This is a genomic window from Streptomyces sp. NRRL S-920 (assembly GCF_000717945.1).
Lineage (GTDB): Bacteria > Actinomycetota > Actinomycetes > Streptomycetales > Streptomycetaceae > Streptomyces > Streptomyces alboniger.
On sequence record NZ_JODF01000005.1, the window covers coordinates 106,655 to 129,638 of the forward strand.

At 72.0% G+C, this 22,984-nt stretch carries 21 protein-coding genes and 1 pseudogene; 9 read left to right on the forward strand and 13 right to left on the reverse strand.

Features of this window, described 5'->3' with window-relative positions:
- Window positions 1–14 precede the first annotated feature (14 nt).
- Window positions 15–410, forward strand: a complete 396-nt coding sequence (locus IG54_RS0105940; RefSeq protein ID WP_030778176.1) for a winged helix-turn-helix transcriptional regulator — start codon at window positions 15–17, stop codon at window positions 408–410.
- Window positions 411–425: 15 nt separating this feature from the next.
- Here IG54_RS0105940 and IG54_RS0105945 read toward each other — a convergent pair whose 3' ends face one another.
- The 3 genes from IG54_RS0105945 to IG54_RS0105955 all read right to left on the reverse strand — a co-directional run bounded on the left by IG54_RS0105945 (window position 426) and on the right by IG54_RS0105955 (window position 3,302).
- Window positions 426–1,589 (reverse strand): serine hydrolase domain-containing protein, encoded by a 1,164-nt coding sequence (locus tag IG54_RS0105945; RefSeq protein WP_051819299.1) that lies wholly within the window; start codon window positions 1,587–1,589, stop codon window positions 426–428.
- Window positions 1,590–1,734: 145 nt separating this feature from the next.
- On the reverse strand, window positions 1,735–2,406 hold the full coding sequence (locus tag IG54_RS0105950; RefSeq protein ID WP_030778178.1) for a maltokinase N-terminal cap-like domain-containing protein: 672 nt from the start codon (window positions 2,404–2,406) through the stop codon (window positions 1,735–1,737).
- 80 nt (window positions 2,407–2,486) lie between these two features.
- Complete coding sequence (locus IG54_RS0105955) at window positions 2,487–3,302, reverse strand: SAM-dependent methyltransferase (protein ID WP_030778180.1); 816 nt, start codon at window positions 3,300–3,302, stop codon at window positions 2,487–2,489.
- Window positions 3,303–3,491: 189 nt separating this feature from the next.
- Between IG54_RS0105955 and IG54_RS0105960 the strand changes: the two genes are divergently transcribed.
- A complete protein-coding gene (locus IG54_RS0105960) occupies window positions 3,492–6,068 on the forward strand; it encodes a DUF6185 family protein (RefSeq protein ID WP_234336008.1) in 2,577 nt (858 codons plus the stop codon).
- 9 nt (window positions 6,069–6,077) lie between these two features.
- On the opposite strand, the gene IG54_RS0105965 is transcribed toward IG54_RS0105960, so the two are convergent.
- Complete coding sequence (locus IG54_RS0105965; RefSeq protein ID WP_030778182.1) at window positions 6,078–6,890, reverse strand: endonuclease I family protein; 813 nt, start codon at window positions 6,888–6,890, stop codon at window positions 6,078–6,080.
- Window positions 6,891–7,166: 276 nt separating this feature from the next.
- Between IG54_RS0105965 and IG54_RS43710 the strand changes: the two are divergent.
- The 5 genes and pseudogenes from IG54_RS43710 to IG54_RS0105985 form a co-directional block, all read left to right on the forward strand.
- Window positions 7,167–7,292: pseudogene (locus tag IG54_RS43710) on the forward strand (double zinc ribbon domain-containing protein); the annotation flags it as partial.
- A 336-nt stretch (window positions 7,293–7,628) separates the two neighbouring features.
- Window positions 7,629–7,907 carry a hypothetical protein gene (locus tag IG54_RS42820; RefSeq protein ID WP_030778183.1) on the forward strand — a complete coding sequence of 93 codons (279 nt, stop codon included), beginning with the start codon at window positions 7,629–7,631 and terminating at the stop codon, window positions 7,905–7,907.
- A gap of 1 nt (window position 7,908) precedes the next feature.
- On the forward strand, window positions 7,909–11,097 hold the full coding sequence (locus IG54_RS0105975) for an ATP-binding protein (protein WP_030778184.1): 3,189 nt from the start codon (window positions 7,909–7,911) through the stop codon (window positions 11,095–11,097).
- Window positions 11,097–11,696: a hypothetical protein gene (locus tag IG54_RS0105980; protein ID WP_030778185.1), complete on the forward strand. Its 600-nt coding sequence runs from the start codon at window positions 11,097–11,099 to the stop codon at window positions 11,694–11,696. The genes IG54_RS0105975 and IG54_RS0105980 overlap by 1 nt, the downstream gene beginning before the upstream one ends.
- A 16-nt stretch (window positions 11,697–11,712) precedes the next feature.
- Entirely contained in the window at window positions 11,713–13,158 is a 1,446-nt protein-coding gene (locus IG54_RS0105985; protein WP_030778187.1) for a hypothetical protein, read from the forward strand.
- A 10-nt stretch (window positions 13,159–13,168) separates the two neighbouring features.
- On the opposite strand, the gene IG54_RS0105990 is transcribed toward IG54_RS0105985, so the two are convergent.
- From IG54_RS0105990 to IG54_RS0106030, 9 genes are all read right to left on the reverse strand, one after another.
- Window positions 13,169–13,591 carry an acyl-CoA thioesterase gene (locus tag IG54_RS0105990; RefSeq protein WP_030778188.1) on the reverse strand — a complete coding sequence of 141 codons (423 nt, stop codon included), beginning with the start codon at window positions 13,589–13,591 and terminating at the stop codon, window positions 13,169–13,171.
- A gap of 100 nt (window positions 13,592–13,691) precedes the next feature.
- The gene (locus IG54_RS0105995; protein ID WP_030778192.1) at window positions 13,692–14,354 is read right to left on the reverse strand and encodes a hypothetical protein; all 663 of its coding nucleotides are present in this window, start codon (window positions 14,352–14,354) and stop codon (window positions 13,692–13,694) included.
- Window positions 14,355–14,421: 67 nt separating this feature from the next.
- Window positions 14,422–15,015, reverse strand: a complete 594-nt coding sequence (locus tag IG54_RS0106000; protein WP_030778194.1) for a histidine phosphatase family protein — start codon at window positions 15,013–15,015, stop codon at window positions 14,422–14,424.
- Window positions 15,016–15,114: 99 nt separating this feature from the next.
- A complete protein-coding gene (locus IG54_RS0106005) occupies window positions 15,115–15,894 on the reverse strand; it encodes a hypothetical protein (protein WP_030778197.1) in 780 nt (259 codons plus the stop codon).
- A complete protein-coding gene (locus IG54_RS0106010; RefSeq protein ID WP_030778200.1) occupies window positions 15,894–17,195 on the reverse strand; it encodes a VWA domain-containing protein in 1,302 nt (433 codons plus the stop codon). Before IG54_RS0106010 ends, IG54_RS0106005 begins: the two co-directional genes overlap by 1 nt.
- A 9-nt stretch (window positions 17,196–17,204) precedes the next feature.
- Window positions 17,205–17,969 carry a dienelactone hydrolase family protein gene (locus tag IG54_RS0106015; RefSeq protein WP_030778202.1) on the reverse strand — a complete coding sequence of 255 codons (765 nt, stop codon included), beginning with the start codon at window positions 17,967–17,969 and terminating at the stop codon, window positions 17,205–17,207.
- Between the two features lie 59 nt (window positions 17,970–18,028).
- Window positions 18,029–19,051 (reverse strand): HEAT repeat domain-containing protein, encoded by a 1,023-nt coding sequence (locus IG54_RS0106020; RefSeq protein WP_030778205.1) that lies wholly within the window; start codon window positions 19,049–19,051, stop codon window positions 18,029–18,031.
- 42 nt (window positions 19,052–19,093) lie between these two features.
- Window positions 19,094–19,816: a HEAT repeat domain-containing protein gene (locus tag IG54_RS0106025; RefSeq protein ID WP_078593744.1), complete on the reverse strand. Its 723-nt coding sequence runs from the start codon at window positions 19,814–19,816 to the stop codon at window positions 19,094–19,096.
- Window positions 19,817–19,884: 68 nt separating this feature from the next.
- Window positions 19,885–21,102, reverse strand: a complete 1,218-nt coding sequence (locus tag IG54_RS0106030) for a pyridoxal phosphate-dependent aminotransferase (protein ID WP_030778209.1) — start codon at window positions 21,100–21,102, stop codon at window positions 19,885–19,887.
- An 84-nt stretch (window positions 21,103–21,186) separates the two neighbouring features.
- Here IG54_RS0106030 and IG54_RS0106035 point away from each other — a divergent pair, with 84 nt between their 5' ends.
- On the forward strand, window positions 21,187–21,819 hold the full coding sequence (locus tag IG54_RS0106035) for a winged helix-turn-helix transcriptional regulator (protein ID WP_030778212.1): 633 nt from the start codon (window positions 21,187–21,189) through the stop codon (window positions 21,817–21,819).
- A gap of 124 nt (window positions 21,820–21,943) precedes the next feature.
- Window positions 21,944–22,933, forward strand: a complete 990-nt coding sequence (locus IG54_RS0106040; RefSeq protein ID WP_158708830.1) for a LysR family transcriptional regulator — start codon at window positions 21,944–21,946, stop codon at window positions 22,931–22,933.
- Window positions 22,934–22,984: the final 51 nt, after the last annotated feature.

Here is a 22,984-nt window from a genome sequence, read left to right on the forward strand (position 1 = left end):
AAGGAGGCACTTCGATGTCCCAGGGGAACACCGGTGTTACCTCGCAGGTCGTGAACGCGCAGGCGTGCCCGGTCCGGGAAGTTCTTGACAGGGTGGTCGGCAAATGGAGCGTCCCCATCCTCATCGCGGCCGCCCACGGCCCCATCCGCTTCACCGAACTGGAGCGCGCCATCGAGGGCATCAGCCGCCGCATGCTGACGCTGACGTTGCGCAATCTGGAGCGGGACGGCCTCCTGAAGCGCACCGTGCACCCCACGGTCCCCCCGAAGGTGGAGTACGAACTGACCCCGGTGGCCCATGAACTGCACGGCACGCTCCTGCGCCTCACGGGCTGGGCGGAACGCCACCGCGTGACGATCGCCGAGTCCCGGGCGGCGTACGACGAGGAGCGGGGGCTGGTGGACGCCTGATCCGCGATAGCCCTCCTAGCCGCAGAATTCCGCCTCGATCACCGCGTCGCTGTCCCCGGACCAGTCCCCGTTGAAGTTGAAGGCCAGCGAGTGGCGGCCGTCGGCCGTCGTGACCGCCTCCGAGGTCCAGCCGGTGATGCCGCCGTGGTGGCCCCAGACCTCGACGCCGCAGCTCAGCTCGCGCGCGGCGATGCCCAGGCCGTAGCGGGCCCCGGGGAGCCCCTTGGCCTCGACGGTCGTCCTCATCTCGGCGAGCTGCTCCTTGGGCAGCAGTTTTCCGCGCAGCAGGGCCGAGAAGAAGCGGTTCAGGTCGGCGGCGTCGGAGATCATGTCGCCCCCGCCGCCTGCGCGTGTCGCGTTCAGTTCGGTGACGTCGTGGCTCGGGCCGTCCGCGGACTCGGCGAGCTTCGCGTAGGCCCGGCTGCTCGGCCGGGGCACCCGCGGGTCCGCACCGGGGACGGAGGTGGCGTGCAGGCGCAGCGGTTCGATGACGCGGCGGCGGATCTCATCGCCGTACGCGTTGCCGGTGACCTTCTCGATCACCATCGCGGCCAGCGAGTAATTGGTGTTCGAGTACTTCCAGGACGTGCCCGGCGCGAAGTCACGCTTGTTCGCCATGGCGTACTTCACGTGCTGGTCGAGGGTGACCGTGTCGTAACGGGTCTTGAAGAAGGCGTCCTTGAGCATGTACGTCCGCACGAACTCGCTGTCGTCGCGGTAGTTGAAGACGCCGCTGGTGTGGTTGAGGAGCTGGCGGAGGGTGATGTGGCGGCCGTCGTGGAGGTTGCCCCTCACCACGCCGGGCAGCCACGTGTCGACCTTGTCGTCCAGCGACAGCTCGCCCTCCGCCTCCAGCTGGAGCAGCACCGTGGCGACGAACGTCTTGGTGATGCTGCCGATGCGGAAGTGTTCGTCGGCCGAGCGCGGCCGCCCCGTCCTGAGGTCGCCGACGCCCGTCGAGCCCTTCCAGGTGCCGTAGATGTCCTTCGCCTGCCCGACGACACCGGGGGCGCCGCTCTTCACGGCGGCGTCCATCGCCTCCCGCGTCGCACTGTGGCCGCCCGCGGCCGGGGCGGAGGCGGGAGCGGCCGGGGCGGCCAGTGCGGTGGCCGCGAGCGATGTCGCGGTGAGCGCGACCGCTCCCACCAGTGCGAGGCGCAGCCTGCGGGATGCTCGCATGACTGGGTGCGTCCTTCCGTCGGGGATCGTCGATCTTCGGCGGAAGGGACACGGCGGCAGGCGGACGGGTTGCCTGCGGCGCAGCGGTTGAGCGCTTTTGAGCCATGCGGGGGAGGGGCCGCAGGCGGGACGTCGCGGATACGCCCTAGGCGCGGGCTCCGGTGCGCAAGGTGGCGTACAGGCTGCGCGTGCGGGAGCCGTCCGGTGCCTGCCAGGAGCCGGTGACCTGGCCGGTCACCTCTGGCGGCAGGGCCGCCGCGCCGTCCGGGGCGGGGCGCAGTACGCGGTGCAGGCGCAGGCTCATGCCCTGCGGCGCGGGCAGCTCGGTGCCGTCCTCGTCATCGACGGCGGGGGCGGTGAGGGCGGGGGAGGGGATGGGGGTGGGGCGCGTACCGGTGTAGGAGCGGGCGATGTCCCGGTCGGGGAGGTCGCTGGTGTTCTGGTCCTGCGCCTCGGCCCGGCCCTCGATCAGCGCCAGCAACTGGGCCGCGAGCACCGGGTCCTGGCAGCCGTCGTAGGCCCAGCGCCGCCCCAGCACCCCGTGCTCCATGGTGCCGACCAGGGCGTGCTCCGCCCCGTCGAGCGGGGCACCGCGATAGGTGAGCGGCACCAGATAGGTGGCCGGCTCGGCGCCGGACGTGTCGGTGACCACGATGAACTCGATCCCGACCTCCCCCTGCGGATCGTCCAGCCGGAAACCGCCGGCCTTGACCAGCGCCGGTTCGCCCGAACCGGCGTACCACGGCCGGGAAGGCAGCCAGGAGCTGAGCAACTCCAGCTTGGTCGGCTTGAGTTCGGTGTGGTGGATGACCGCCATGGGGTTGTGTCCTTCCGGTGGGGGCTGAGTGCCCGGTGCTGGGTGCTCGGTACTGGGCGCGGGGTGCTGGCCGCCGGGGGTTACGGCTTGCGGGCCACTGCCCCGTACGCGTCCACCGGCGTCGTCTCCTCCGTCTCCGCGCGCCACCGCGTGACCTGCGCGACACCCGGCTCCAGCAGTTCGAGGCCGTCGAAGAAGGCGCCGATCTCCTCGACATCACGTACGTAGTAGGGGATCGCGCCGCTCTTGTTGTACTCGTTCGACGCCGCGATCATGCCCTCGCTCGTGGCCGTGGAGTCGCTGATCACCAGGTAACTCCCGGACGGCAGACCGGCCATGAGCCGCGCGACCAGATCGCGGGCCTGCCGGTGGTCGGCCACATGGCCGAGGGTGTTGAGGATGATCAGGGCCACCGGCCGCGAGAGGTCCAGCGTCTTCGCGGCCTCCCGCAGGATCGCCTCCGGGTCGTACAGATCGGCGTCGATGTACGCCGTCTCGCCCTCGGGCGTGCTGGTCAGCAAGGCCCGCGCGTGGGCGAGGACCAGAGGGTCGTTGTCGACGTAGACGATGCGCGAGTCGGGGGCCGCGCGCTGGGCGACCTCGTGCGTGTTGTCCGCCGTCGGCAGCCCCGTACCGATGTCGAGGAACTGCCGTACCCCTTGCTCGGCGGCCAGATGACGCACCGCGCGGCCGAGGAAGAGGCGGCTGGTGCGGGCCACGTCCACCAGGCCGGGGAAGATCTCCTTGATGTGATCGCCGAGTTCGCGGTCCTTCTCGTAGTTGTCCTTGCCGCCCACGAAGTAGTTCCAGAAGCGGGCGGAGTGCGGCTTGCTGGTGTCGATGCGCGCGCGGACGTCGGCGGCGGAGCCGAGCTGCTGGGGGTCGTTGTCTGACACGAGAGCCTCCTGGGACCGACGGCACATGGTCGCCCACGTGGCCCGTCATGCGTACTGCGTCAAGTAGTTCGACGATCAAGCAGCAATCTAGACCACCGCACGGGCCCGCAGTAGCGCTGATCACCTCACGGGAGCGGCCGAGATCCGGAAGACTGGCGGGCGTCGGAACTCGGGGGCGGGGGTCGGTTGTTGAGGTCACGCGCGGTGCTGATGCTGCTCGTGCTCTGTGCGGTGCTGTGGCCCGCGCGGGCGGGAGCCGAGGAGAAACCGGCGATACCGGGGCAGGACCTGGTGGGCCTGTGGTGCCCGACCAAGGGCTCGGACAAGGCGAGGGCGAGCGCCTCCATCCGCCTCTGGCACAGCGGCGACGTCCACACCAAGGTGACCGCGCGGCTGACCGTCCACGTCCCGTCGTCCTGGCGGTACACCAAGTCCCTGCTGCTCAGCGAGGACACGGACGGCTACCGCCGGGCCATGCGCTGCTTCGCCCGGCCCCACGGCACACAACACCGCTGGTGGAGCGAGTGGCGGTCCGAGGGAAGCCCGAAGGTGAGCGCGGAGAAGGGCGGCCTGCGGGTCACGCTGGACACCTTCTCCTGGATCGACGAGGACAACGGCTGGTTCTCACTCGGCCCCTGGAAGATCGAGCGGGGCACCGCCCACTGGCGACTCCTGTTCGAACCGCCCCCCAGCCTGCGCCGCGTGAACTGGACGAAGATCCTCGTCGACCCGGGTGACCCCGGAGCCGAGTCCGCCACGCCGCGGCCCACCACGAAGGAGGGCGCCACCGCGCTGGTGTGGCGCCCCAAGGGCAAGAAGGCGCCGCCACCCGTCGCCGTACGGCTCGAACCGGCCTGGCAGCGTTCGTACGCCGCCCAGGACAGCCGCTTCCTGTTCGCCAACCTCAACGACGGCGGCAACATGGCGTGGACGTTCGTGGTGGCGGGACTGACGCTGCACGCGGCCGCGCGACTGCGACGGCGTGCCGGGGCGAGCACCCTCGAAGCGGAATCCGCGACGACGCTCAGCAACTGGGCGTGGGTCTCGACGGGCACCGTCATCGTGTTCGACGGAGACGCCACCCTGTTGCGCTGGCTGAGGGCCCTCGGCGACGACGACCTGTGGACCGCGCGGGAGCCCCGCCTCATTCTCGCCGCCTCGCTCTGCACGGCCACCCTCCTCCTGGCCTTCGCGCGACCGCGCCGCCCCGTCGTCCTGGCGGCCGCGGCGCTGGCGGTACCGGTACTGGCCGTGGCCTTCCAGCCGCACCTGCTCGGCCTGCCCGCCGATATCGACGTCGGCGGCGGCACGTCGTACCGCGCGTTCTACGCGCTGAGCATCGCGGGTGGCTCGGCGCAGGCGCTCACCTTCCTCGCCTTCGCGGCCGCCGCCTGGCGCCTCGCCCGCGCCGCCGGTCTGATCCCGCCGAGCCGCAGGACACCGGGAGCACCGCGCGAACTGCTCATGCGGTACGCGGGACCGCTGATCGTCACCCTCACCCTGGCCGTCGGCGCGTGCTACATCCTGGCCGCCGAGCGCGACTGGCAGCGCGTCTCCTGGCTGAGCCACCACGGCGACGCCCAGTACGGTATCGAGCACCGCGCACAACTGCGCCAGGACGTCACGTGGTTCGTCGTGCACAGCCAGAACTGGTGGCTGCCGGTGTGGCTCCTCACCGAAACCGCCCTCCTCGCCGCGCTGCGCGCCGCCGCCGCACGGCCCACCGAGTCACCCGCCGAGGAGCGCGAGGACCGCCGCGTCCTGATGATCTTCTTCCCCGTCGTGGTCGGCATGGGCCTTGGAGTCTTCGCCAACAACGGTGTCCTGAGCGCCCTATGGATCTTCTTCAACATGCTGGCGCTGCGGCTCGTCCTCGCCGTCGGCGCGCGCAAGGCCGTACTCAACCGCGCACTGGAGTCCTCCACGGAGCGGCTCGGCGTCACCGTGACCGCCGCACGACGCGCCGACATCCTCGGCCGGGCCCGCCGCTACCGCGAGAGCCACGCGAAGATGCGCCGCCTCGACCACGGTCAGTCGGACGACGACATACTCCAACGCCGGCTGCTCGAACAGGAGGTGCGGGGCCTGCACACCTGGACCGACAGCGCGGGGACCACCGGCAGGCTGCCCGCCCAGGTCTCCGTCGTCGACGTGGCGCTCGCCCTCGGACCGTGCGACACCTGGTGGGGCAACGGCCGCAGGGCCGCCCTCCTCGCCTGCCTCCTCGGGCTCCCGGCGAGCGCGGTCGTCGTCTGGTCGGGGTGGATCCGCGGCGACCACTGGCGCGCGAACCTGCACTACGGCTTCGGCCTGCCCGACATCCCCATGGGCTTTGTGAGCTGGCAGGTCTGCTGGGCGGGCGCGGGCTTCGTGCTCGGCGCGCTGTGGCGCGTACTGCCGGGGCGGCGCGGTCCGGTGAAGGCGCTGACCGTCTCCGCCGCCTTCGCCCTGCCCGCCGTACCCGACGCGCTCGGGAACTTCGCCCTGGACCAGGGACACGGCGACCTCGCCCTGCTCGTGGTGACGATGCTGCCCGTCCTCACGCTCACCGGCATCGCCCTGGACCTGGAGACCTTCCAGGGCGAACGCCGGTTCTGGCAGAGCAGGGTCGGGCTGCTCCTGTCGATCTACCAGATGCGGTACTTCTCGCTCCAGCTCGCCTACCTGGTGGCCCAGGCGGTGGCCCTGATCACCCTCTGGCAGTTCTTCGCCGACACCGGCGGGGGGCCACCGCCCAAGGAGTTCGAGGGCGGGGGCGGCCGCTGAGGAGTCAGGTCACCAGACCTCTTCGACCCACTCCGGGTGGTCGATGAACGGGTTCCTGTTGTGCTGGAACTTGTCGAATATGACCTGGTTGCGGTTCTTCTCGAAGGCGTCCGGCGGGTCCTCGGCGTTCCACTTCTTCAGGACCGACAGGCGCCCGATGGCGGGCGCGCTGCCGTTGTCCACCCGGTCGTTGGGCTCCAGGTCGGGGAAGCCGGCCTCGCCGTCGTAGCGGACGGCCATATAGAGGATCATGCGGGCCACATCGCCCTTGACCGCGTCGCGGGGCTCGAACGAATCGGCGTCCGTGAGGTTGCCCGGGGCGCCGCCGACCGCGCCGCCGCCGTTGTCGAAGTCCTTGTTGCCGCGGATGCTGTTGACGGTGACATCCTCGGGGCGCAGATGGTGGATGTCCGTGCCGGGGCCGGTCGCCGTGCCGAAGTCGCCGTGGGACTTGGCCCAGACGTGCTCGCGGTTCCAGTCGCCCCGGTCGCCGCCGCTCGCGCTCTTGGCCCGTGAGGCGCCGGTGTAGAGCAGGATCACGTTCGCGCTGTTGGCCGGGTCCTGGTCGGTGGTCTTCAGCGCGTCCCAGACCTGGTCGTACGACAGCTTGGTCTGGTCGCTCACGATCGTGTGCAGCGCGGACCTCAGCTCGGCGCCGGTCTTGCCGAGGGCGTCGCGGTAGTACGTGTCGTCGTAGGCGGGGGCGGGGGAGGCCGTGGCGGTGGGGGAGGCCGTGGCCGTGGCCGGCACGGTGATGCCGACGAGCACGGTGGCGGCGGCCAGAGCCAGGGGCTTCCAGCGGCGTACGCGCGGGACGGGCATGTGGGGGTGTGTCCTTTCCCGGAGGCCTCGCGTGCCGGACGGCCGTTCAAGGGGCGTGCGGTCTACGCGAGTTGACTGATCAACCATCGGGAGAGTGGCACGGGTGCGCGGACAACTGTGTGAACGTCGTGGGTCGGTCGGGTAACGATGTCATGTACGCGGCCAAGTGGGGCGTCGGTGCTCGGGGGAAACGGGGCGAATGAGCAGGTCAGGGGCGTGACTTCAGCGCGCGGAGGGGGGTGGGGGGTGCTAGCGTGGGGATGAGGAAGCGATGTCATGCGTTGCCAGTCCTGCGGGTTCGAGAATCGCGTCGGCTCTGCCTACTGCGAACAGTGCCGTACCGCGCTGACCCGCCCTTGCGCCTCGTGCGGCGACCCCGTGACGGCCTCGGCGCAGTACTGCCCGGCATGCGGGGCCCCTACAGCGGGCGGACCCTCCAGGCCCTCTCCAGCGGGCGGAGCACCCTCCAGGCCGTACGAAGCCCCCACATCGGGCAGGCCCCCGCGGCCTAGGCCGTACGACGCCCCGACATCGTACGGAGCTGCGAGTACGTATGGGGCCCCGCCTCGGGCGACACCGCGCGAGGCACGCCAAGGCTCCGGGAGAGACCACTTCACCGGGGTCGTCCGGGACTTCCAGGCACGCCGCGAGCAGTGGGGGAACGGCGGCGAGGAAGAGATCTGGCACTTCCGCATCGAACGTCACGACGCGAGCGGGAACGCCCTCAAGCTCATCCCGGTGGAGATGCGCGGGCTCTCCTTCTCCGGGTCCGTGAGCAACGGCGACGAAGTACGGCTGCACGGCCGTTGGCGCGACGGGACCCTGCGCGCCGACGAGCTGACGAACCTCACCACGCACGCGCGCGTGCGGGCCAAGGCGTACCGGAGCCTTCGCGTGCTCGCCGTGGTCCTCGCCGTCCTCATCGGCCTGTTCGTCATCGGCATGTTCGTGAGCGTCGGGATCTCGGCCTGTACGGACACCGGAGGACCGCCTCCGGGCTGGCCCACGGAGCCCTGACATGAGCGACCCGGTGACCACGGCAGCGGTCGACTACCTGCAACGCACCAGGATCCGTCCGCTCTGGCAGGCAGGCGCGGAGGCCGTGGTCCCCATGGCGGCGCGCCGGGCGGTGCGGGTGACCGGCGTCGGACAGCCGGTGACCGCCCAGGCCCAGCCCCCGCCCGGCAGCGGCAAGCCGTCCGACGACCCGGGCTTCGAACCGGCGACCCTGCCCCTGCTCGTGGGCCTAGCCGGAGCGGGCACGCCCCTGGCCTTCCTCCTCGACGGCAGCGGGCAGGGGATCTCCGTCCGCCTGGGCACCTGGGCCGAGGACGGCATGGACGAGGCGGGCCTGGACGCCCGGCAGCGGATGCTGCTCGGCATCCTCGACGGCTGCTACCCGGCCGTGGGCATCACGGCGGCCGGTGTCGGCGTGCCCCGGCTCGGCTACGGCGCGCTCGCCCTCGGAGTCCCCAGCCCCGCCGTCGTCGACACCCGGGACGGCGCCCTGCCGGTGGACCGCCTCGTCCGGTCCATGAGCGGAACGCGCTGGGCCGCACTCGTCCTCGCCGCCCCGGTCGGGGCCGACGCGCTCGGCGCCGACCGCAACCGCGTCCTCAACGAAATGCGCGTGGTGTCCTCCGCGGTCGAGGCCAAGGGCGTGAGCAGCCCGCTGGCCACGCACTACGTGGAACTGCTCCAGGCACGCCTGGAAGCCCTCGCCGACGCGCACGCGCGCGGCGGCTGGCGTACGGCCGTCTACCTCTTCGGCGAGCGCCCCGAGGACGTGACCGCCCTCGCCAGCGCCTGGCGTGCCGTCTTCTCCGGCGCGAGGTCGGTCCCCGAGCCGGTGCGCACCCTCCCGCATCCCGCCGTGCCCGGTCTGGGCGGCGGCTGGGCGCTGCCCGCCGACGCCGAGCAGCCGGGCCCGAACCTGTACCAGCACCCGTACGCCGCGCAGACCGTGCTGAGTTCGGCCCAGCTCGCCGCGTACGTGCACCTGCCCCAGCTGGAGACCCTGGGCTTCTCCGTCAGCCCGCTGGCCCGCTTCGACGTCGTCGCGCCACCCGTGAGCGGTGACGAGCACCACCTCGTCGTCGGCGACGTGCTCCACCACCACCGGGCGACCGGCACCACGTACCGCGTGCCGCTGCGCTCCCTCAGCCGGCACGTGTTCATCCCCGGCACGACCGGTTCGGGCAAGACCAACACGATCATGGGCCTGTTGATCGAGGCGGCCGCGAACCGCGTGCCGTTCCTCGTGATCGAACCGGCCAAGACCGAATACCGCGCCCTGATCGAACACCCCGCCCTGGGACAGAACCTCCAGGTGTTCACCGCGGGCAAGGCGACCGTCGCGCCGTTCGTCCTCAACCCCTTCGAGGCACCGGAGGGCACGACCGTCAGCGAACACCTCGACCTGCTCCGCGCCGTCTTCACGGCCGCGTTCGGCATGTGGACCCCCCTGCCGCAGATCCTGGAGCGCTGTCTGCACGAGGTGTACGCCGACCGCGGCTGGGACCTGCGGACCAACCTCAACTCCCGGCTCGACGGCGCCGGGGGCGTGACCGCGGACGCCTTCCCCACGCTCTCCGACCTGATCGCGAAGGTCGCCGAGGTCATCCCCGCCCTCGGCTACGAGGACCGGATCGCCGGGGACATGCGCGCCGCCCTGCTCACCCGCCTCGAATCCCTGCGGCGCGGCGCCAAGGGAGCCATGCTCGACGTGTCGCGCTCGCTTCCGGCGGCCCAGCTGTTCGGCACCCCCACCGTCGTCGAGCTGGACGCCCTGGGCGACGAGGGCGACAAGGCGTTCTTCACCGGCCTGCTCCTGATCCGCCTGGTCGAACACCGCCGCGCGCAGGGGCAGTCGCGCGAACTCGTCCACCTGCTCGTGGTGGAGGAGGCCCACCGGCTGCTGGAGAACGTCCAGTCCTCGTCCTCGGAGGAGACGGCGAACCCCAAGGGGCAGGCCGTGGAGACCTTCTCCAACCTGCTCTCCGAGATCCGCGCCTATGGGCAAGGCGTGATCATCGCCGACCAGGTGCCGGTGCGGCTGGCACCCGACGTGATCAAGAACAGCAATCTCAAGATCACCCATCGTGTCATCGCCGGGGACGACCGTGCCGCGCTCGCCGCGGCGATGGCCATGGACGAGGCCCAGGCCCGAGCGCTGGTCACCCTGGGCGTGGGCGAAGCCGTCGTGTTCAGCGGCGGAGACGACGCGCCCCTGCTGGTCCGCGTGCCGCCCGTGAAGGACCCGCTCTCGCCCCGCCCGCCCAGCGACGCCCAGGTACAGGAGCACATGCGGCGCTGGCGGGAGGCGGGAGCCTTCACGGACCTCTTCCTGCCGCAGCCGTTCTGCGCCGAGACCTGTGCCACCCCCGAGGCCTGCGCGGCGGCCCGCGAACTCACCGGCGACGTGTACGTCCAGCGCGTCCTGTCCCGGCTCCTCACCTCCGCCGTCGACGAGGCGGGGGCGCCGGACCGGCTCCGGGACGACCTCGGCACCGCGCTGCGCGCCCGCCGCCCCGCGTCCGTACCGACAGCCGACCTGCTGCGCGCCTTCGCGGGCCACGGCGCGGAGTGGCTCACCACCCGGCGCGGCAGCCAGCGCGGGTGGTCCTACGCCGACACCGCCGAGCTGCGCGACCGGCTGCGCGCGGTACTTCTCGACCAGGCGGACAAGGCCGACGGCACCGGGCAGGCCGAGGGCACCGGGCATGCCGACTCCGGCGGCCTCGGCATGGCCCGCGACACGACCCGCGATGGGGCCCGCGACACGGCGGCGCTCGTCGAAGCGCTCCAGCAGACGGCACGGCGCCTGCACGCCCGCCAGTTCGAGCCCTATCCCGTCTGCCACCTGGTCTGCTCGCAGGATCCGCCGCTGTGCCTGTACCGCTCGGCGGTGGCCGACCTGGTGGCGTCCCGCCGCTACCAGTCCCCGTGGCGGGACGCGGACCGCGACGACGCGGCCTCGGAGGACAGGCGGCGGCGCCGGACCTGGGAGATCTGCCAGGACGCGGCCTACGAACTGGTCGAATTCCCCACCGACGACATGCCGGAGGAGGCCAGGACCGCGCTCGACACCGCCGCACGACGGGCCTGCCTCTGCTTCGAGCAGCAGATGCTCGCCGACGACGAACGCAAGCCGCCCCGCACGGCCCGCCGCATACTGGCCCACGTCCTCGGAGAGGCGGGCTGGTGATGGGACCGCCGCTGCTCGACAAGGTGCGCGCCGACAACGACCGCGCGGCGGAGGAATCCCGCGCCAAGGGACAGGCCGAGTACGACAAGTTCAGCAGGGAGGCGGCGGAACTGGCCGCCCAGGCCATGGAACGGACGGGCCTGCCGGGATCGGACATCGCCGCCGCGGCGCTGCGCGCGTCGGTGGGCGACTACGACGGTTGGGCCAAAATGGGCAGCGAGCCCGGAAAGCTGCCCGGCGGCCTCGCGGGCGCGGACGGCATCGCGGTGGGTACCCCGAAGGCGGACGCGTCCATCGGGAAGATGCTGCCGGGCACGGGAATGCTGCTGAGCGGCTCGGGCTCCGCCAAGCTCGGCGAGGGCGTCGACCTCGACCTGAAACTCGGCTTCCCCGGCTTCGCGCAGGACGGCGGCCGTGCCGGGAAGAAGGGGGAGGGCGGCACGGAGCTGGGACCGGAGAGACGGGAGCCCGGCTCGGAGTCGGCCGCGGAGCACTACGGGCGCGGCGCGAGCGACTTGACGTCCCGTCCGCTGGCGCGGGCGTCCGCGGAGGAGCGGGACCTCGTCGCGGACTACATCGACCGTACTCTTCGTCACTGACAGACCGGATGACGTCATGTCCGAGCGCGACAACGAACAGACCGAACGCACCGAACAGCCGAAATCCCCGGCCGAGGGCGCGCGGGACGGCCCGGACTCCTCGGTCAGGCAGGACCGGCCAGACCTGGGCACGCCCCGGGACACGGGCACGCTCCGGGACACAGGTACGCCCCGGGATAGGCTGCCCGAGGCCTCCCCCTCGTTCCGCACCTTGGAGTACCGCAACGAGGACCGCCTCGCCGAGAAGCCGCCTCGCACCCTGGAGTTGCGCAAGGAGGACATGGCGTCCGATGCCGTGGCCTACGTGAAGTACACGGAGAACAAGGGCTCGGAGAACGCGGCCCCGGGCGGCATGAGCGGCCCGAACGCCACGTCCTCTCCCGGCCGCACGGAAGCGGCGCCCGTACAGACCGAGGACCCGAGGGTCACGAAGCCGGGCGATCCCGCCGCGCAGAAGCCTCCCGAACAGAAGCCTCCCGAACAGAAGCCCCCGGAGCAGAAGCAGCCCGAGCAGAAGCAGCCCGAGAAGCCCGAGAAGAAGGGGGCGGACGGGCGGACCGACACGGATGTCCGCAAGGAGCTGGAGAAGCGGACGGGCAAGAGCTACGCCGATCTCGTCGTGGGGCTGGGCCGGGGCCCGATCGACCCCAGCAAGGTGTCCCCCCGGGACGTCGAGCGCGAGCTGGTGAACAACGGCACGCTCCGCCCGATCACGATGGACACCAAGGAGCCCGTCGTCATCGACAACGTCCCGACCCCGCACCCCTACCAGCCGGACCGGTTCGTCACCGAAGGCCGCGTCGGCCCCGAGAGCAAGATCGACGCGGTTAAGGCCGCCGGGGAACAGGCCGTCAGGGACGCGGTCGTCAAGGGGATCGCGGGCGGACTCGCCGGTGCCAGGCCCGGTTCCGCGTCCGACGGCATCGTGAAGCCCGCGCCCGAGCAACGGCGGTACGAGCCCCGGCCGCCGACGACCTACGAGCCGCGCTCGGGCGCCTACCACCCCGAGCCGCCCAAGTGGGGCGGCAAAGGCCCCCAGGGCCCCGAGAACAACAGTCAGCTGACGGTGCCGCGTGTCGTCACGGGTGAGATCAAGACCGCGAACTCGATCGAGGAGGGCCGGAACAAGACGCTGACGGAGTGGGCCGCCCAACACCCGGACAAGTCCTGCGTCGCCGTCGTGTCGTACGACGGCCATGGAAACCTCGGCATGGAGATCTACCTGGCGGGCGGCAACCAGGACCTGGTCTGGCGCAACGACAACATCGGCCACATCGACCCGTCGAAACTGCCCAAAGAGGCATACCAGTCCAGCGCGTTCGGCACCAAGATAGAGCCCGCCGTGGCGCAGTACGTGGGCGAATACCTCGGCCAGCACTTCCAGGCCAAGTCGGGCAACGCGACGGGCCCCGACCTCGTCCCCGGTCAGGCGCAGATGAGGTTCAACCTGATGACGAAGTAAGGGCCGACGGTCACAGACCGAGCAGCGCCGGGTCCGCCGCGAGCGTTCTGAAGTATGCGCGCGGATCCTCCACCATCCGCCGCTCCTTGAGGTCGAGCAGCCCGCCGAGGGAGGAGACCGTCGCGGCGACCGTGCCGTCCGCCTTGGTGATGGTCTGCTCCATGCGGAACGTCTTGCGCTCACCCCACACGAACGCGCAGCTCACCGTGGTCTCGTCGCCCGCGCGCAGCTCGCTGCGGTAGCGGATGGTGTTCTCCAGGGCGACGGGGCCGACGCCCTTGTCGAGGAGGTCGGCCTGCGCGATTCCGGCCGCCCGCAGCAGCGACCAGCGGGCGTGCTCGGCGTACTGGAGATAGACGGCTTGGTTGAGGTGCCCCTGCGAGTCCGTCTCGTATCCACGGACTTCGATGCGCACGGCAAACGGCTCTGCCACGGTGTTCCCCTCAATGATCTTCGAGTCTTCACGCCTTCAACCACCGCACGGGACAGCACATTCCGGCCGGGCCCCGGGCGGCGGCTCACGTTGCGGCGGCTCACGTCCTTCTAGGCGAGGCCAGCAGATAGCGGGCCCCGCCGCGCGGCCCCGCGTGCTCGCCGACCTGCCAGCCCGCCCGCTCCAGCGCCGCCGCGCAGGCCCGCAGCCCGTCCGGTGACGGCTCCCGCACGGCGACCGCCTCGGGCTGCGGCGTGCCCCGCACCTCGTACCCCTCCCGGTCCGGCCGCGCGGGAGGCAGGCCCGCCGCCTCCAGGGCCAGGGCCGCCGCCTGCACGAGATGCGTACGCTCCCACGCGCAGGGGCGGGCGCGGGCGCCGTCGGCATTCGTCATCCGGCGCAACTCCATCAGGCCCTCCCAGGCGTCGCGGACCTCCCGCGCGCGAGCGGCGCCCTCGCTCCCGGCCACCGACGCCTCCGTGCCGGTGCGGGCGGCGAAGACCCCGGAGCCGGGGACCGGCCCGGCCGGATCCGGCGCGGGCCGCCGAACCTCCTCGTCCCGCACGCGATGGCCCGCGGGTGACAGGAAATACGCGTGCGGCGGCCGGGGATGGCGGAAGGCCAGGCGCGCCCGCACCAGGCCCGTCAGCTGGGCCGGCGTGCCGGACAGGCGGCCGGTCTCCGGGTCCGCGGCCTCGATGATCCGTCGCTGGGCGGCCGTGGGTGGCTTCACCGCACCCGCACCCCTTTCCGCTGTCCGCATCCGCTGTCCGCTTTTCGCGTCGGCCTGTGTCGACTGCTTCCGATAGTGCCCTGTGCCTCTGACATCCCTACGGCCGCAGGTTCCAGCTCGCCACCACCGGGCGTCCGTGTTCCGTGCTCAGACGGCTGATCGTGCCCGTGGCCAGGAGGAACATCGAACCGCCCGACGCGGGCAGGCCGAGCCGCCGGGCCGTGAGGACGCGCAGGAAGTGACTGTGGGCGAAGAGGACCACGCTGCCCTCGTTGTTGGCGAGCGCCGCGTCCACCTTGGCCAGCATCCGGTCGGCACGCTCGCCCACCTGCTCCGGGCTCTCGCCGGGATGCTCGGGCGGGCCGGGGGCGACACCGTCGGTGAAGAGGTACCAGCCGGGCCGGGAGCGGTGGATCTCCACGGTCGTCACGCCCTCGTACGCGCCGTAGTCCCACTCGCTCAGATCCGGGTCGACGTACGCGTCCGGGAACCCGGCCAGCTCCGCCGTCTCCCGCGAGCGCCGCAGCGGGCTCGTGAACGCCGCGCCGATCCGGAACCCGCCGACCAGCGGGGCGAGCGAGCGGGCCTGCTCCCTGCCGTGGTCCGTGAGGGGGATGTCCGTCCAGCTGGTGTGCTGCCCGGTCAGGGCCCACGACGTCTCGCCGTGCCGGACGAGGAGAAGATCGCCCATGGTCGCGCCCATCCTGTTCTTCCGTCGGTGGCCGGACCGGCCGGTCCGGCCACCGAGGAGACTGCCACGCCCCGCGGACCACCCGCGGGGCGGGCGCGCCTACAGGCCCTGGGGCACCCGCGCGGGGCGGCCCGAGCCGCGGGTCAGGGCGTATCCGCCGACGCCCGCGAGCGCCGCGAGGACGCCGCCGCCCGCCGTCCACAGCCAGCGCGAGGACCACCGGCCCGAGGCCCAGCCGTCCTCGGGCTCGGTCGCGGCGGCCGGTGTCCGCCGGTCCGAGCCCGCGCCCGGCACCAACGGCTCCGCCAGCGCGCCGTCGACGGCCTGCGCGCCGCCCGCGTCGGTCGTGGTGACCCTCACCTCGGCCCGCACCGGCAGACCGAGGTCGTCGGCCTTCAGACCGGTGACGGTGAGCCGCAGGTAGTACGTGCCCGGCAGCGGGTCGTTCGCCCACTGCTCCGACCACGCCCTGACGGTACGCAGCGTGCAGGACAGCGAGACCGCGCCGGCGTCCTGAGCCGCCGTCCTCCTCGGCGTGCCGAGCCGGCAGGCCTGGCGGCGCCGCAGACCGTCGTACACATCGACCTGCCAGGTGGACGCGGCGTGCCGCGCGGCGGCCTCCGGGAGCTTCACCGTGGCGTGCACGGTGGCCCGCTGCCCGGCGTCCACGGGGAACGCCCAGTACAGGTAGTCGCCCGTGGACGCCTCCGCGGAGGCGTCCTGGTCGGGGCGGATCGCGGTGGCGGTACGGAAGGAGGTGCCCGCCTCGGACGGCGCCTCGCCGTCCTTGCCCTCATCGGCGGCGGCGACCCCGGGGAAGGCCAGCAGGGCGGTGGCGGCCAGCACGGCCGCCCGTCCCCATACACGTGTCGTACGCATCAGTTGGTCCTCCAGACCGCGAAACGCCAGCGCGAGAGCCAGCCCCAGACCAGACCGGCGACGAAGCCCACGAGGACGAGCAGCCCGAGCAGCCACCAGCCGTGGCCGAGCCCGAAGGAGGCGACGTCCGAGGCCTCGTCGGGGGAGTCGACCAGGTCGACGGCCAGCTCGACCGGCATACCCGGCGTCTTCTTCACCGACGCGGGCGCGGAGAAGGAGTTGCTGACGCGCAGACAGACCGTCTCGGTGGCGCCGTACTTGTCGTCCTCGTCGGCGTCGTCGGCCTCCGGCCTCGGATAGCGAAGCCCCGTGGAGATCACGTCGGTGCGACCGTCGCCGGACTCCTGGCCGCGTACGATCTCGCGACCGCCCGGCGTCTCGGCCCGCAGCAGCACGCCGTAGTCCTGGTGCACGGCACGGTCGGCCGACACGCTCACGGAGGCCCGCAGCTCCTTGCCCTCGGGCACGTCCACGCGGTACCAGCGGTGCTCGCCGAACTCCTCGCGGTCGGTGTAGAGACCGGACTTCAGCCGGGGCGCGTCCGTGCACCGGTCGGCGCCCTTCGCCTCCACCGGGGTGACCACCGGATCGGCGGCACGGTCCACCAACTGCTTGACGCGACCCGCAAGTTCGTCCGTGTGCCGGATCGAGGTGTACGTCCCGCCGGTGGCCTCCGCGATGCAGCTCAGCTGGTCGCGGGTCTTGGCGTCCGGCACCAGGCCGAGCGTGTCGATGGTGAGGTGGATCCCCTTGGCGGAGATCTCCCGGGCCACGACGCACGGGTCGAGCGGCTGACAGGTGTCCTCGCCGTCGGATATCAGCACGATGCGGCGGCTGCGCCCGGCGGTGTCGTCCGTCAGGTCGTCGGCGGCCTTGAGCAGCGTCGGGCCGATCGGGGTCCAGCCGGTCGGCGCGAGCGTCGCCACGGCCGTCTTCGCGTCGGTGCGGCCCGCCTTGTCGAGCCGCTCCACGGGGTAGAGCAGCTCGGTGTCCTTGCAGCCCGTCTTGCGGTCGTCGCCCCGGTAGTTGGCGCCGAGGGTGCGGATGCCGAGGGCGACCTCGTCCGGGGTGGCGTCCAGGACCTCGTTGAACGCCTGCTTGGCGGCGGCCATACGGGACTTGCCGTCGATGTCGCGGGCCCGCATGGAACCGCTGACGTCGAGGACCAGCTCGACCTTGGGGGAGGGCCGGGCCGGTTCGTCGTCGTCATCGGCGGCTGCGGGGCCCGCTGTGACGAGCCCGGCGGTCAGGGCGGCGAGCAGGGCGATGACCCAGGCCGCCGGCCGTTGTCTTGTGATCATCGCCGGATACTATTGATCTTGGCGCGGATCCCCCAAAACGGTGCGGCCGAGCAGCGGGAGCAGCCGGTCCCAGTGGCGCTGGAGCGCGGCGGCGCTGAACGCGTCGGTGTCGGCCATGGTGAAGCCGTGGACGCTGTCCGGATAGACCTCGATGGTGTGCCCGACGCCCGCGGCGTCCAGCGCCCGCTCCAGCTCGCCGATGGCCTCGGGCGTCAAGTCCCCCACGGCCAGGCCGAGGTGGACCTCGGCGGTGAGCCGGGAGAGGAGGCGGTGCGGGCTGTCGGGCGCGTCGGTGACCAGGAACCCGGGGTGGAAGCCCGCGACGGCGGCCACCCGGCCGGGGTGCGCCGCGGCGGTGCGCATCGCCAGCGCGGCGCCCAGGCAGTAGCCGATCACGCCGACGGGCCCGTCGCCCACCTCGGGCTGCGCGGCGAGGAAGTCGAGGTAGGCGTCGGCGTCGCGCAGGACGCGCTCGGTGGTGTGCGCCTCGACCAGGGGCATGAGCAGCGCGAAGACCTTCGACCGGTCCTCCTCGCGGATGTGTCCGGGCAGCTCGACCACCGGCGCGCGGCCGTGGCGGTAGTAGAGGTTCGGAACGAGTACGTAGTAGCCGTGCCCGGCAAGTTCCCGGGCCAGCTCCTCCACCACGGGCCGGATGTTGAAGGCGTCCGGGTACAGCAGCACGCCCGGGTGCCGCCCGGCTCCGTCGGGGAAGGCGGCGAAGGCGTCCGCCTCGCCGTCGGGGGTGGGTATCCGAAGGGACTTGGTGGGCATGGCAGAACTTCCTCTCGTGACAACAACCCGGCGATGGTACGCCCGACTTGGCGCCAAGATCACATTCGTACGGGGGGCCGGCCGTCGTCCCGTATCCCGAGAACGTAGGCCGCGGTGACCGCGACGCCGCGGTCCTCGTCCCCCGCCAGATCCGCCAGGGTCCGCGACGCCGTGGTGCCCGGGATGTCCGCGAGCGCCTGCGCCACCCGGCGGCGCGCGGCCGGGCCGAGGCCGCCGCGGGCGAGGCGGACGGTGAACCCGCAGGCGATCTCCTCCGCCAGGGCCGGGCGAGCGGCCAGCACGCCCAGGGCGTCGGCCGCGTCCACGTCGTTCCTCTCCTCGACGACCATGTCGATGAGCGTCGGGACCGCCTCGGCCACGCCGCGTGCCCCGAGCGCCAGAGCCGCGTATCCGCGGACCATGACATCGGGGTGCGCGAGGGCGTCCCGCAGCGGCGCGGCCGCCTCCTCCTCCGGCATCTCGGCGAGGGACCGCACGGCACGCTCGCGCACCTCGGCGTCGGGCGAGCCGAGGCCCTTCGCCAGCAGCGCCGCCCCGCTGTCGCCGGACTGCGCGAGAGCCCACCGCAGGGCCCCGGCGACGTTCGTGTCCGACTCGCTCAGCGCCGCCTCGACCAGCGCCTCCACCGGCACCGGAACCTCCTCGGCCGAGGAGAGGGCCGCGCGCTGACGCCGAGCCGCGCTCTGCGACCCGAGCCCCTGGAGCAGCGCGACGATCTGGAGGACGCCCTCCCACCCGGCGGGCTCCGAAGCGTCGATCCGGCGGAGCCGGGTGAGCAGCTCCGTCTCCCGCGCGATGCGTTCCCGCGTCCGCCGGATCAGGTCGTCGACGAGCGCCGAGGGCGCGAAGCCGGGATCGTCGAGGGCCCGCCCGACATCCCGCAGCGAAAGCCCCAGCGAACGCAGGCTCTCGATGTGGAAGATCCGCCGGATGTCGTCCTCGGAGTACTCCCGATAACCGCCGTGGGTGCGGTCCGACGGGCACACCAGCCCGAGCGCCTCGTAATGCCTGAGCATGCGGGCGCTGACCCCGGACAGGCGGGCCACATCACCGATCAGCACTGCCTGTCGCTCCTCGCCGCCCGTCACCCGCCACCGCGGGTGTCATTCTGCCGGGCCCTGCCCACCGAGCGCCACGACGCGCTTCGCCTCCTCGACCGCGGACTCGAACCCGGCCTCCGGGTCGCGCAACAGCCGTTCCGTCGCGATCGCGTGCGCGCGCACCTCGGGGTCGGCGTCGCTCATCGCGGCGTCCAGCGCCGGTACGATCACCTCACCGAGCGCGATCAGCGCCCGGCTGAGGCTCAGCCGCGTCTCGCGCCCGCCGCGCCCGAGCTGCCCCGACAGCGCGTGGGCCAGCGCGGACCTCTCCTCCTCGGGTACGAGCGCGACCGCCGCCCGCCAAGCAGTCCGCGCCACCTCGTCGTCGGCGTCGGACAGCAGCTCCGGCGTGATCGCGGGCCACGCCCGCCGGGCCCCGATCTTGGAGAGCGTGTGCAGCGCCTGGCTCCGTGCCTGCGTGCCCTCCGCGCGGAGTTCGTCGAGCAGTCCCGGGAGTGTCGCGTCCGCCGGGTGGCGGGTGAGCGCCCAGGTGAGCATTTCCCGCACGGAGAAGTCCGGCTCGCTCGCGCAGCGTTCGATGAGCTTGTCGACGCACCGCGGGTCGGGGGCCGTGCCGACCGCCATCGCCGCCCGCAGCCGTACCGACGAGCGGCTGTCGTCCAGCCCCTGAAGGGCCCGCGTCGTATCTGTATCCGTCTCCGTGTCTGTATCTGTGTCCGTATTCGTATTCGTATTCGTGTCCGCGGCCTGGATCGGCAGGGTCATCGGGACCACCTCCTCGACGCAGTGAAGGCCTTGTCACCGTGTCAAGGTCAAACCACGCCCCCGGAGTGTCAGCGGTCCTGGCGGTAGCCGCTCAGGAAGCGGCCGATGCGGCTGATCGCCGCGTCGAGGTCGTCGGCGTGGGGGAGGGTGAGGATGCGGAAGTGGTCGGGGCGGGGCCAGTTGAAGCCGGTGCCCTGGACCACCTGGATCTTCTCCTGGAGCAGGAGGTCCAGCACGAACTTCTCGTCGTCGTGGATCGGATGGACCTTCGGGTCCAGGCGCGGGAAGGCGTACAGCGCGCCCTTCGGCTTGACGCAGGAGACACCGGGGATCTCGTTCAGCTTCTCCCAGGCCCGGTCCCGCTGTTCGTGCAACCGCCCGCCGGGCGCGGTCAGCTCACGGATCGACTGGCGGCCGCCGAGCGCGGCCTGGATGGCGAACTGCGCGGGCGCGTTGGCGCACAGGCGCATGGAGGCGAGCATCGTCAGCCCCTCCAGGTAGTCGCGCGCGTGCTGCCGCGGGCCGGTGACGACCAGCCAGCCCGAGCGGAAACCCGCCACGCGGTACGTCTTCGAAAGGCCGCAGAAGGTGAGGACCACGAGATCCGGGGCGAGGGCGGCCACGCTGTGGTGCACGGCGTCGTCGTACAGGATCTGGTCGTAGATCTCGTCGGCGAAGACCATCAGGCCGTGCCGCCGCGCGAGATCGAGGATGCCCTCCAGGACCTCCTTCGGATAGACCGCGCCCGTGGGGTTGTTGGGGTTGATGATCACGACGGCCCTGGTCCTGTCAGTGATCTTCGAGGCCATGTCGTCGAGGTCGGGGTACCAGTCCGCCGACTCGTCGCAGACGTAGTGGACGGCCTTGCCTCCGGAGAGGGTCGTCACCGCGGTCCACAGCGGGAAGTCGGGCGCGGGGATGAGGATTTCGTCGCCGTCCTCCAGGAGCGCCTGGACCGCCATCGTGACCAGCTCGGACACGCCGTTGCCGAGGAAGACGTCGTCCACCGAGACCTCGTCGAGGCCGAGCGCCTGATAGCGCTGGGCGACGGCGCGGCGGGCGGACAGGACGCCGCGCGAGTCCGTGTAGCCGTGCGCCTGCGGAAGCATCCGGATCATGTCCTGGACGATCTCCTCGGGCGCCTCGAAGCCGAAGAGCGCGGGGTTGCCGGTGTTGAGGCGCAGCACGCTGTGGCCCGCCTCCTCCAGGGCGTTGGCGTGCTCGATGACGGGGCCCCGGATCTCGTAACAGACCTCGCTGAGCTTGCTCGACTGCCGGAACTCCATGCGATGCGCCTCCCATGACGTGTGTTACTTGGTTTTACCAAGTCGCCGCTTGGAAAGTCCAACAACCTGTCTAGACTGCGTCACATGTCACCTCGCCGAAGCTACGACCAGTACTGCGCGGCGGCCCGGGCCCTGGACGCCGTGGGCGACCGCTGGACGCTCCTGGTCGTCAGGGAGCTGCTGGTCGGCCCCCGCCGCTACACCGACCTGCACGCCGACCTGCCGGGCGTCAGCACGGACGTGCTGGCCTCGCGCCTGAAGGACATGGAGCAGCAGGGCCTCACCACCCGCCGCCGGCTGTCCCCGCCCGCGGCGGCGTACGTCTACGAACTGACTCCCAAGGGGCGCCAGTTGCTGCCGGTCCTGGAAGCCCTGGCCGCCTGGGGCGTGCACGGCCTGGAGGAGCGCAGGCCCACGGACGCGGTCCGGGCCCACTGGTTCGCGCTCCCGCTGCTGCGCGCCCTGGCGCGGACCGGCGCCGAGGGAACGGTGGAGGTCGGCCTCGGCGAGGGCCGCTTCCACGTACGCCTCGACGGCGGCGCCGAGACATACGGAGACGGCCCCGCGCCGGACGACCCGGAGGTGCGCCTCGCGCTGGACGCGCAGACCTGTGTGGCGGTGAGCAGGGGCGAGCTGACGGTGGGCGAGGGCGTGCGGGCGGGCCGGATCGAACTCTCGGGCGAGGGTCCCCTGGCGAAGGCCCTGCTCGCCACCTGAGCGGTCCCGGGCGTCCGGTGGCCGTCCCGTACGCATCGCCCGGTGACTACGCGTCACCCGATGGCTCGGGTGCAGTGTTGTGGCACGGCCTGGTTGACAACTTCTGCTTGCTGATCAACAGTTGGTGATTGTGGATCTGGACCTGGCGCTGGTGCGATCGTTCGCGATCACCGCGGAAGAGCTGCACTTCCGGCGTGCGGCCGAGCGGCTCTTCATCACGCAGCAGGCGCTGTCCCAGCGGATCCGACGCCTCGAACTGCTGCTGGGCGTCTCGCTCTTCGTCCGCGGCAACCGCAGCGTCGCGCTCACCGAGGAGGGCCAGCGGTTCCTCGCCCCGGCCCGCCGGGTCATGGAGGCCGCCGACGCCGCCGTCCAGGCCGTCCAGCCCCGTGAGCGCCGCCCGCTGCGGGTCGACGTGGTCGACGGACGGCTCGCCCCGCTCCAACTGGTCCGCAAGCTCCTGGAGGAGGACCCCGAGCTGCCGCTGAACCTGAGCATGCGGCAGTCGCTCGCCGCCGCCCTGCCCGCGCTGGCCCGGGACGAGATCGACACGGCGTTCGGCCGGGTCCATGACGTGCAGGGCTGGTCGGCGGAGTTCACGCACCGCCTCGTACGCCTTGAACCGCTGCGGGCGCTGGTGCCGCGCACCCACCCGCTGGCCGACCGCGACGAGGTGCGGATCGACGATCTGCGCAGCTGCGGCATCTGGCAGCCGCGCAACGGAGTGGCGTCGGAGTGGGAGCACTACGTGCGCCGCCTGGCCGACTCCTTCGGTCTCTCGCTCGCCTTCTCGGGCGCGGCACTGAGCGACGAGCACTTCCTCGAACACCTGTGGAGCCACGGCGAGATGGCCTGCCTGGCCGGGGCGGACGTCTCCTACACCTTCTCGCCGGACATCAGGAGCATCCCGCTCGTCGACCCGACCCCGGTCTACCCGTGGTCGATGGTGTGGCGCCGGCAGGCGGGCCATCCGCTCGTCGACCGGCTGGTCGGCCTGGCCAAGCGGTCGGCCGGAGACTGGCTGACCCACGCGCCCGGGGAGATCTGGCTGCCGACGCCCGACCGGGCCCTGCTGCGCGGCGCGGGGGTCGACGTGGATGCCGTCCGGGGCTGAACCAGCCATCATCAAGGGGCGCGGAATGCCGCGCCTGGCGTGAACTTGATC

Coding starts and splice junctions, on each gene's coding strand:
- IG54_RS0105940 (WP_030778176.1), top strand. CDS start 15: ATGTCCCAGGGGAACACCGGTGTTACCTCGCAGGTCGTGAACGCGCAG.
- IG54_RS0105945 (WP_051819299.1), bottom strand. CDS start 1,589: ATGCGAGCATCCCGCAGGCTGCGCCTCGCACTGGTGGGAGCGGTCGCG.
- IG54_RS0105950 (WP_030778178.1), bottom strand. CDS start 2,406: ATGGCGGTCATCCACCACACCGAACTCAAGCCGACCAAGCTGGAGTTG.
- IG54_RS0105965 (WP_030778182.1), bottom strand. CDS start 6,890: ATGCCCGTCCCGCGCGTACGCCGCTGGAAGCCCCTGGCTCTGGCCGCC.
- IG54_RS0105975 (WP_030778184.1), top strand. CDS start 7,909: ATGAGCGACCCGGTGACCACGGCAGCGGTCGACTACCTGCAACGCACC.
- IG54_RS0105980 (WP_030778185.1), top strand. CDS start 11,097: ATGGGACCGCCGCTGCTCGACAAGGTGCGCGCCGACAACGACCGCGCG.
- IG54_RS0105985 (WP_030778187.1), top strand. CDS start 11,713: ATGTCCGAGCGCGACAACGAACAGACCGAACGCACCGAACAGCCGAAA.
- IG54_RS0105995 (WP_030778192.1), bottom strand. CDS start 14,354: ATGCGGACAGCGGAAAGGGGTGCGGGTGCGGTGAAGCCACCCACGGCC.
- IG54_RS0106000 (WP_030778194.1), bottom strand. CDS start 15,015: ATGGGCGATCTTCTCCTCGTCCGGCACGGCGAGACGTCGTGGGCCCTG.
- IG54_RS0106005 (WP_030778197.1), bottom strand. CDS start 15,894: ATGCGTACGACACGTGTATGGGGACGGGCGGCCGTGCTGGCCGCCACC.
- IG54_RS0106010 (WP_030778200.1), bottom strand. CDS start 17,195: ATGATCACAAGACAACGGCCGGCGGCCTGGGTCATCGCCCTGCTCGCC.
- IG54_RS0106015 (WP_030778202.1), bottom strand. CDS start 17,969: ATGCCCACCAAGTCCCTTCGGATACCCACCCCCGACGGCGAGGCGGAC.
- IG54_RS0106025 (WP_078593744.1), bottom strand. CDS start 19,816: ATGACCCTGCCGATCCAGGCCGCGGACACGAATACGAATACGAATACG.
- IG54_RS0106030 (WP_030778209.1), bottom strand. CDS start 21,102: ATGGAGTTCCGGCAGTCGAGCAAGCTCAGCGAGGTCTGTTACGAGATC.
- IG54_RS0106035 (WP_030778212.1), top strand. CDS start 21,187: ATGTCACCTCGCCGAAGCTACGACCAGTACTGCGCGGCGGCCCGGGCC.